Raw genomic sequence first — 2,402 nt, forward strand, 5'->3', positions numbered from 1 at the left:
GCCGAGAACCCCGCCTACCCCGTAGGCCTCCGCCTCACCGGCCGCAAGGTCGTCGTCCTCGGCGGCGGCCAGGTCGCTCAGCGCCGCCTCCCGGCACTGATCGCGGCGGGCGCGGACGTCCTCCTCGTCTCCCCCGAGGCGACCCCCTCCGTCGAGGCCATGGCGGACGCCGGAGAGATCACCTGGCGTCGGCGGCCCTACGCCGAGGGAGACCTCGAAGACGCCTGGTACGCCCTCATCGCCACCAGCGACGCGGACGCGAACACCCGCGCCTCCGCCGAGGCGGAGCGCCACCGCGTCTGGTGCGTCCGCTCCGACGACGCCGACGCCGCCACCGCCTGGACCCCGGCGACGGGCCACAGCGAGGGCGTCACGGTCGCCGTGCTCACGACGAACGCCAAGGGCCGTGACCCCCGCCACACGGCGGCCATCCGGGACGCGGTCGTCGAGGGCCTGCGCGACGGCACCCTCGTCGCCCCCCACTATCGGACCCGCACCCCCGGCGTCGCCCTCGTCGGCGGCGGACCCGGCGATCCCGACCTGATCACGGTCCGCGGACGCCGTCTGCTGGCCGAGGCCGATGTCGTCATCGCCGACCGCCTCGGCCCCCGCGACCTCCTCGCCGAACTCCCCCCGCACGTCGAGATCATCGACGCGGCGAAGATCCCGTACGGCCGTTTCATGGCCCAGGAGGCCATCAACAACGCGCTGATCGAACACGCCAAGCAGGGCAAGTCGGTCGTACGGCTCAAGGGCGGGGACCCGTATGTCTTCGGCCGTGGCATGGAGGAGCTGCACGCCCTCGCCGAGGCCGGCATCCCCTGCACCGTCGTCCCCGGCATCTCCAGCTCGATCTCGGTCCCGGGCGCGGCCGGCATCCCGGTCACCCACCGGGGCGTGGCACACGAGTTCACGGTGGTCAGCGGTCATGTCGCCCCGGACGACGAGCGCTCCCTGGTCGACTGGCCCGCGCTCGCCCGGCTCACCGGCACCCTGGTGATCCTCATGGGCGTCGACAAGATCGGCAAGATCGCCGACACCCTGGTCGCCCACGGCAAGTCGCCCGACACTCCCGTCGCCCTGGTCCAGGAGGGGACGACGGCCGCCCAGCGCCGGGTCGACGCCACCCTCGCGACGGTCGCCGAGGTGGTCGTCGCCGAGGACGTGAAGCCCCCGGCCGTCATCGTCGTCGGCGAGGTGGTCGCCGTCGGGCCGCAGACATTGGCGTAACCCGGGGTAACACAACCCGTCCCCAGCCGTTGGCACCGCTCCCAGGACAAGGCAGTATCACCCTGTGGCCGATCTCATCACCGTCGAGGATCCCGACGACCCGCGCCTGCACGACTACACGGGCCTGACCGACGTCGAACTGCGCCGCAAACGCGAGCCGGCCGAGGGCCTGTTCATCGCCGAGGGCGAGAAGGTCATCCGCCGGGCCAAGGACGCGGGCTACGAGATGCGCTCCATGCTGCTGTCCGCCAAGTGGGTCGACGTCATGCGCGACGTCATCGACGAACTCCCCGCCCCCGTCTACGCCGTGAGCCCCGAGCTCGCCGAACAGGTCACCGGCTACCACGTGCACCGTGGCGCCCTCGCCTCCATGCAGCGCAAACCGCTGCCCACCGCGGGGGAGTTGCTCCAGACCGCCCGGCGCGTGGTCGTCATGGAGTCGGTCAACGACCACACCAACATCGGCGCCATCTTCCGCTCGGCGGCGGCCCTCGGCATGGACGCCGTCCTGCTCTCGCCCGACTGCGCGGACCCCCTGTACCGCCGCAGCGTCAAGGTCTCCATGGGCGCGGTCTTCTCCGTCCCCTACGCCCGCCTCGACACCTGGCCCAAGGGCCTGGACTCGGTCCGCGAGGCCGGCTTCACCCTCCTCGCCCTCACCCCGGACGCCAAGGCCAGCACCCTCGACGAGGCCGCCCCGCACCGGATGGACCGGGTCGCGCTGATGCTCGGCGCCGAGGGCGACGGCCTCACCACCCAGGCCCTGGTCGCCGCCGACGAATGGGTGCGCATCCCGATGGCCCACGGCGTCGACTCCCTCAACGTGGGCGCGGCCGCCGCGGTCGCCTTCTACGCGGTCGCCACCGGGCGCCCTGAGGTCTGACCAGGGGTTTCCTCAAGGCCCGGGGGGCGCCTGCGACGGTCCCGGCGGGTGCTCAGCCCGTGCCGCCACCGGACGGCCACTGCACCGGTGCCTGGTCCGGCGGCGCGTGCACCTGCCCCTGTCGCTCTTCCCGTACGACCCCGTCGTCACCGCCCAGTCCCCGCGACGGCCCCTGGCAGCCCTGGGCCGCGGCGATGCCGAGCGCCACGAGCAGGGTCACCACGACGAACACGAACAGCCGCTGGCGCAGGAGACGGGGTCCCCGTCTCCTGCGCCAGCGGCTGTTCGT

At 73.0% G+C, this 2,402-nt stretch carries 2 protein-coding genes and 1 pseudogene; 2 read left to right on the plus strand and 1 reads right to left on the minus strand.

From position 1 onward, the window contains the following. Together cobA and EHS43_RS42665 are read left to right on the plus strand one after the other, a co-directional pair. Positions 1–1,230: uroporphyrinogen-III C-methyltransferase (gene cobA / locus EHS43_RS42660; protein WP_125195833.1), on the plus strand; the 1,230-nt coding region annotated here is incomplete at its 5' end. Between the two features lie 64 nt (positions 1,231–1,294). After that, positions 1,295–2,113, plus strand: a complete 819-nt coding sequence (locus EHS43_RS42665) for an RNA methyltransferase (protein WP_125195834.1) — start codon at positions 1,295–1,297, stop codon at positions 2,111–2,113. A 52-nt stretch (positions 2,114–2,165) separates the two neighbouring features. Here EHS43_RS42665 and EHS43_RS42670 read toward each other — a convergent pair. Beyond that, positions 2,166–2,402, minus strand: a pseudogene (locus EHS43_RS42670) (serine/threonine protein kinase); the annotation flags it as partial.

Origin of the sequence: Streptomyces sp. RP5T, assembly GCF_003933965.1 — a bacterium.
GTDB lineage: Bacteria > Actinomycetota > Actinomycetes > Streptomycetales > Streptomycetaceae > Streptomyces.